Raw genomic sequence first — 6,381 nt, 5'->3', positions numbered from 1 at the left:
TGCGCGCCAGTTCCGCGGTCCGGGCGGGGTTCCCGGGGACGGGTCCGGCGGTGTCCGGGACGAGCGGTGAACCCGTACCGGCCCCACTCACCCGTCACCGCCGATCCGCTTGTGCCGCAACACCGTTGCCGTCATCCGCCGTCCCTCCTCCGCTGGCCCGCTACCTTCCCGGCACCGCTGCACGGGCATACCCTCCCGGTCCCCGGTGAAACGCGTCCGACCGGGTATACCGGAAGCCGCTCGTGCCGTTATCATCCGCGGCGGTCACACTCCGCCGCCCTCCATCCAGATCACACTCGCGAGACGCCCTGTGGGTGCCCCGCGGCGATGACTGAACAGCGTGTTGTCCTCGATGGTGCAGCGCGGATCCTCGGCGATCGCGCCGATTCCGGCCGCCGTGAGCTGGCGCCGGATCCCCGCGCGCAGATCCAGACCCGGCGTGCCCCGCACAGTGGTGGTCGCGCTTCCGGGCAGATGCGCCTCCACATCGGCGCGCATCTCGGCGGGCACCTCGTAGTGCCGCCCGCTGGCGGCCGGACCGAGCAGCGCGCCGATCCGGTCGGGCCGGGCACCCGCGGCGATCATCGCGTCCAGTACCCGGGGCACGATCCCGATCCGCGCGCCCACCCGGCCCGCGTGCACGGCGGCGATGACTCCCGCCTCGTCGTCGGAGAGCAGTACCGGCACACAATCGGCCGTCAGGACCACCAGCGCCAACCCCGGCCGGGTGGTCACCAGCGCGTCGGTACCCGGAACCGGATCCGCGCGCGGCCCGTCCACGGTGGCCACCGTGCGGCCGTGGATCTGGTCCATCCAGATCAGGTGATCGCGCGCGAGCCCGAGGGTGCCGGCGAGACGGGCCCGGTTGCGGCGCACCGCCGCCGGATCGTCGCCGACGTGGTCGCCGAGATTGAACGAATCGTAGGGCGGCGCGGAGAACCCGCCCGCGCGTGTGGTGACGACCCGTCGAACGGTGAGTACCGATGCCGCTGTCATGCCTTCGAGCCTAATGGCACCCGCGGTCACCGGACCGCCGCCGGCCCGGGGCACGTCTCGGCGGCCCGCGCACGGTATCGATACGCGTGATCCCACGGACCGGTGTCCGTGGGATCGGCGCATTACGAGATCACCGTGCCGGCCGGGACCGCCGCGGGCACGCGATCACCGCCGCATGAAATCCGGCACGTCGACGTCGTCGTCGTCATCGTCGGGCAGATCGGTGGCGGGCGGCTGCAGATGCGATCGCGAGCTGTGCGGCAGGCCCGGATCCACCGGCGGCCGGGCCCGTTCGCTGTCGCGGTAGCTCGGGGCCGGGCCCCGGCCGATCGACGAACCGGTATCGGCCGACCGGGCCGGCGCCGGCTCCTCGGAGTGGCCGCGGGCGGCGCCCAGTTCGGCCGTCCGCGATTGGCCGAGTTCGGCGCTGCGCGACTGCGCCGAGATCTCCGCGCTACGTCCGGATCCCAGCGAACCCCGGGCGGTCGCCGCGTCGAAGGTGCGCCGCGCCGGGCCGCCGCCGTCGAATCCGGCGGCGATCACCGTGACCCGCACCTCGTCGCCGAGCGAATCGTCGATCACCGTACCGAAGATGATGTTCGCCTCGATATGGGCCGCCTCCTGCACCAGCGACGCGGCCTCGTTGATCTCGAACAGGCCCAGATCCGAACCGCCCGCGATCGAGAGCAGCACCCCGTGCGCCCCGTCCATGGACGCTTCCAGCAGGGGCGAATTGATCGCCGCCTCGGCCGCTTTGACCGACCGCCCCTCCCCTCTGGACGAGCCGATGCCCATGAGCGCGCTACCGGCGCCCGACATCACACTCTTGACGTCGGCGAAGTCGACGTTGATCAGGCCCGGGGTGGTGATCAGATCGGTGATGCCCTGGACACCGTTGAGGAGTACCTCGTCGGCGGAACGGAACGCGTCCATCAGGCTCACCGCGGCATCCCCGAGCTGCAGCAGCCGATCGTTGGGAATGACGATCAGGGTGTCGCAGGATTCGCGCAGCAGGTTGATCCCGACCTCGGCCTGGTTACCGCGGCGCTTGCCCTCGAACGAGAACGGCCGGGTGACCACACCGATGGTCAGCGCGCCCAGTTTGCGCGCGATACTCGCCACGACCGGAGCGCCACCGGTACCGGTACCGCCGCCCTCGCCCGCGGTCACGAAGACCATATCGGCGCCCTTGAGCACCTCTTCGATCTCGTCCTTGTGATCCTCGGCGGCCTTACGGCCGACCTCGGGGTCGGCGCCGGCGCCGAGGCCCCGGGTGAGCTCCCGCCCGACATCGAGCTTTACGTCGGCATCACTCATCAGCAGTGCCTGGGCGTCGGTGTTCACCGCGATGAACTCGACACCCTTGAGACCCTGCTCGATCATTCGGTTGACGGCGTTCACGCCGCCGCCGCCGATACCGACGACCTTGATCACGGCAAGGTAGTTGTGCGGGGGCGTCATGAGCTCTCGCCTTCCTTCGATCCAAAGTCTGTCGTTTTCGGATGCCCGGTACCGATCCGCGTGATCGCTGTCCGCGGACCGGAATCCGGGCAAACCCTGAACCTCAACCATAGGGTTGGAGTTATGTCAAGTATCCGACTGGTGCCGAACGCTATTCGCCGCCGTCGCGATCCGCCCGCAGGCGCGCCGAGACGAGAGCCAGTTTCTCGGGCGAACGCGCTTCTACCGGGACGGTAGTCGTCGTATCGTGAACGGTTCGCCCGCGACCAGGGCCCACATCGTGGGACACCCCCCGCGCCCGCCGAGAGTATGGGCCGGGCAGCCGAACCGGACTGACGATCGGCGTCGTACCGGACGAGGCCGAACCGAACAGGATTGGCAGAACTCATTTTACCGTGACCAGACTGGGACTCGAGACGTCGAACACGGTTCCCGGCCGGGTCAGCAGCGGTAGTACCACCGCCGATTTGCGTTCGCCGTCCTCGCTGCTGCCCCACAGTACCGTGCGACCGTCGCGCAGTGTCAGGGAAATATCGGAGACCGTAGTGGCCTGTACGGTCTGCACCTGGATCTTCAACTCCGGTGGCAGCGCGGTCACCACGGACACCGCCGCGCGGGTGAGCGCGTCGGCGCCCCCCGGCGTCGCCGTCACCAACCGCGGTACGCCGATCGGCGCGGGTTCGATCGCGTACTCGATACTCTCGGAGTCGAGTAGATGCGCGCCCTCCGCGGTGTCGTAGTACAGCACCGGGGTTCGCTCCTCGATCCGCACCCGCACCGTCGACGGCAGTACCCGTTGCACCCGGGCACTGCGGACCTTCGGCAGCGTCGCGACCCGGGCAGCCATCGCCGCGGTATCGATACGCAAGATCGAACCCCGCTCCGGAACCTGTAGCAGATCCTCGATCTGCTCCTCCGGAATCGCGCCCGCTCCCTCGATCCGCACCTGGCGAACCGACATCATCGGGGTGAACCACGCCAGCGCAACGAGGGTGAGCACCAGGGCCACCGCGGGCAACGCCCACAGCCGGTAGCGCCGGGATCCGGCGCCGCCGAATCGTCGCGCCCCGGTTCGTACCACGCCTCACCGCCCGTACTGCGGACGCGCGCGTAGTCCGTCCAGGATCTGGCTGCCGAGCATGGTCACATCGCCGGCGCCCATCGTGATGACCACGTCGCCGGGCCGGGCCAGCCCCGCGACCTGCCGGCCGACCCGCGACATATCCGGCTGGTAGTGCACGGGTTTGCCGACGGACTGGGCGACGAGCGCGCCGTTCACACCGGGCAGCGGTTCCTCGCGAGCGCCGTACACATCGAGCACCACGACCTCGTCGGCGAGGTCGAGCGCGGCGCCGAACTCGGCGGCGAAGGTCGCGGTCCGGCTGTACAGATGCGGCTGGAAGACCACGATCACCCGGCCGCGCCGCGAGCGCGCGCCGTCGCGGGCCTCCTGCTCGACCAGTTCCGCCGCCGCGCCGAGCACCGCGCGGACCTCGGTGGGATGGTGCGCGTAATCGTCGAAGACCCGCACCCCGTTCTCCCGGCCGACGAACTGGAAGCGGCGGTGCACTCCGCCGAAACCCTCCAGGCCCTGGATGATCTCGTCCACATCGGCACCGGCGGCCCGCCCGGCCAGCAGCGCGGCCAGCGCGTTGAGTGCCATATGGCGGCCGGGCACCGCCAGCCGCAACGTGCGCGGCGCCGGCTCCCCGGTGAGCTGGAACTGGGCGATCCCGCCGACATCGCGCGGTTCCCAGCTGTGCAGGCGCACGCCCACCGGAACCGGAGCGTCGTCGAGATCCCCGGACCCGTAACCCAGTACCCGCACCCCGCGTTCGGCCAGGCGCTGCCCGGTCCGTTCGGCCAGGGCCCGCGCACCGGGGTCGTCGAGGCATACGACGAGCAGTCCGCCGTCGGTGAGCCGGTCGGTGAAATCGTCGAACACCTGCACATAGGCGTCGTCGGAGCCGAAGAAATCCAGATGATCGGATTCGATGTTGGTGACCACCGCGACGTCGGGGTCGTACTGCAGCAGCGAACCGTCGCTCTCGTCGGCCTCGGCCACGAAGATATCGCCGCTGCCGTGATGGGCGTTGGTACCCGCCTCGTTGAGCTCCCCGCCCACCGCGAACGACGGGTCCAGCCCGCAGTGCTGCAGTGCGACGATGAGCATCGACGTGGTGGAGGTCTTGCCGTGGGTGCCCGAGACCAGCAGGGTGCGATGCCCGCTCATCAGCGCGGCCAGCACCGTCGGCCGCAACAGCACCGGGATATCGCGGCGGTGCGCTTCCACCAGTTCGGGATTGGTCTTGGGGATCGCGGCGTAGGTGGTCACCACCACGGTCGGGCCACCCGCCAGCAGATCCAGGGCGCCGGCGTCGTGGCCGATCCGCACCTGCGCCCCGCGCGCCCGCAGTGCGAGCACACCGCGGCTCTCCTTGGCGTCGGAGCCGGAGACCTCACCACCGCGCGACAGCAGGATCCGGGCGATACCGGACATCCCGGCACCGCCGATCCCGACCATATGCACCCGGGCGAGCTCCGGAGGCAGCGCGCCGGGACCGGTCTCGGGCGCGGTCACCTGCTCCTCGCTCACCGTCCCGCCGCCCGCAGCACGATCCGCGCGACCTCGTCGGCGGCGTCGCGGTGGCCGGCGCCGGCGGCGGCGCGGCCCATCTCGGCAATGCGTGCTGGATCCGTGAGCAGCGGTATCACCTCATCGATCACATATTTCGGGGAGAGCTCGGGGTCGGAGACGATTCTGCCACCACCGGCGGCGACAACCGGTCGCGCGTTGAGTTCCTGCTCGCCGTTTCCGTGCGGAAGCGGGACGTAGATCGCGGGCAGACCGACGGCCGACACCTCGGCCACGGTCATCGCGCCGGACCGGCACACCACCGCGTCGGCGGCGGCGTAGGCCAGATCCATCCGGGAAAGGTACGGCACCGCGACGTAGGGCGCCGCCGGGTCGGCCGATACCACCTCGAGCGTGTTCTTCGGACCGTGCGCGTGCAAGACGGAGACACCGGCCGCGGCCAGTTGCGGGGCCGCGCCGGAGATCGCCTCGTTCAGTGAGCGCGCCCCCTGGGATCCGCCGAACACCAGCAGCACCGGCCCCTCGGCGGGCAGCCCGAAATGGTCGCGGGCCCGCGCCCGCAACGCGGCCCGGTCCAGCGAGGTGATCGCCTCCCGCACCGGAATGCCGACGACTTCGGCGTCGAGCCCGGAGCCCGGGACGGCGGCGAGCACCCGGACGGCGCGGCGGGCGCCCACCTTGTTCGCGATACCGGCCTTGGCGTTCGCCTCGTGCACCACCACCGGCACCGGCCGCCGCCGGCGCAGCAGGCCCGATCCGGCGGCCAGATAGGCCGGCAGCGCCACGTACCCGCCGAAGCCGACGATCACATCCGCCGATACCGCGTCGATGATCTCCCGGGTCCGGGCCACCGAGGCCCGCACCCGGCCCGGCAGACGCAACAGATCCGCGCTGGGTTTACGCGGCAGCGGCACCGGTGGAATCAGTTCGAGCGGATAGCCGCGCTCGGGCACCAGGGTGGTCTCCAGGCCGCGCCGGGTGCCCAGTGCGGTGACCCGGATCGCCGGATCGAGCCGCCGCAGCGCGTCGGCCACGGCGAGGGCGGGCTCGATATGACCCGCGGTCCCACCCCCGGCGACGACGACCGATATCCCGTCCGCGCGCTGTGTCGAATCCCCCTGGGCCGAATCCCCGTGGGCCGAATCCTCATGAGCCGAATGATCGTCGGCGGACCGAGGTGCGCTCACCTGTTTCTTCCCCGTTCTCGTGCGTGTGTCACCGAATAGCTGGGCTCCCAGGCCCGGGTCGCCCGCAGCGTATCGGTGCCCCGGCTGCTGGCCCGGGTGCGGGCGCGTGGATCGTCGCGCTCCCCCGGCCGGTCCTGGGCG

General features: G+C 70.8%; 5 protein-coding genes. All 5 read right to left on the bottom strand.

Translation table 11 applies throughout. The features are described from left to right. Window positions 1-264: 264 nt before the first annotated feature. The 5 genes from pgeF to murG all read right to left on the bottom strand — a co-directional run bounded on the left by pgeF (window position 265) and on the right by murG (window position 6,144). Complete coding sequence (gene pgeF / locus ACWDU1_RS27730) at window positions 265-996, bottom strand: peptidoglycan editing factor PgeF (RefSeq protein ID WP_450002915.1); 732 nt, start codon at window positions 994-996, stop codon at window positions 265-267. Window positions 997-1,161: 165 nt separating this feature from the next. Next, window positions 1,162-2,457 carry a cell division protein FtsZ gene (ftsZ, locus tag ACWDU1_RS27725; RefSeq protein WP_450002913.1) on the bottom strand — a complete coding sequence of 432 codons (1,296 nt, stop codon included), beginning with the start codon at window positions 2,455-2,457 and terminating at the stop codon, window positions 1,162-1,164. A 385-nt stretch (window positions 2,458-2,842) separates the two neighbouring features. Next, window positions 2,843-3,538, bottom strand: coding sequence for a cell division protein FtsQ/DivIB (locus ACWDU1_RS27720; protein WP_450002912.1), 696 nt, complete (start codon window positions 3,536-3,538; stop codon window positions 2,843-2,845). 3 nt (window positions 3,539-3,541) lie between these two features. Then, complete coding sequence (murC, locus tag ACWDU1_RS27715) at window positions 3,542-4,981, bottom strand: UDP-N-acetylmuramate--L-alanine ligase (protein ID WP_450002917.1); 1,440 nt, start codon at window positions 4,979-4,981, stop codon at window positions 3,542-3,544. Window positions 4,982-5,049: 68 nt separating this feature from the next. Then, complete coding sequence (gene murG, locus ACWDU1_RS27710; protein WP_450002916.1) at window positions 5,050-6,144, bottom strand: undecaprenyldiphospho-muramoylpentapeptide beta-N-acetylglucosaminyltransferase; 1,095 nt, start codon at window positions 6,142-6,144, stop codon at window positions 5,050-5,052. Window positions 6,145-6,381 lie beyond the last annotated feature (237 nt).

The organism is Nocardia sp. NPDC003345, assembly GCF_053589395.1.
Note: the sequence above shows the minus strand (reverse complement) of the source record. Positions and strands in the feature narration are given on the sequence as shown.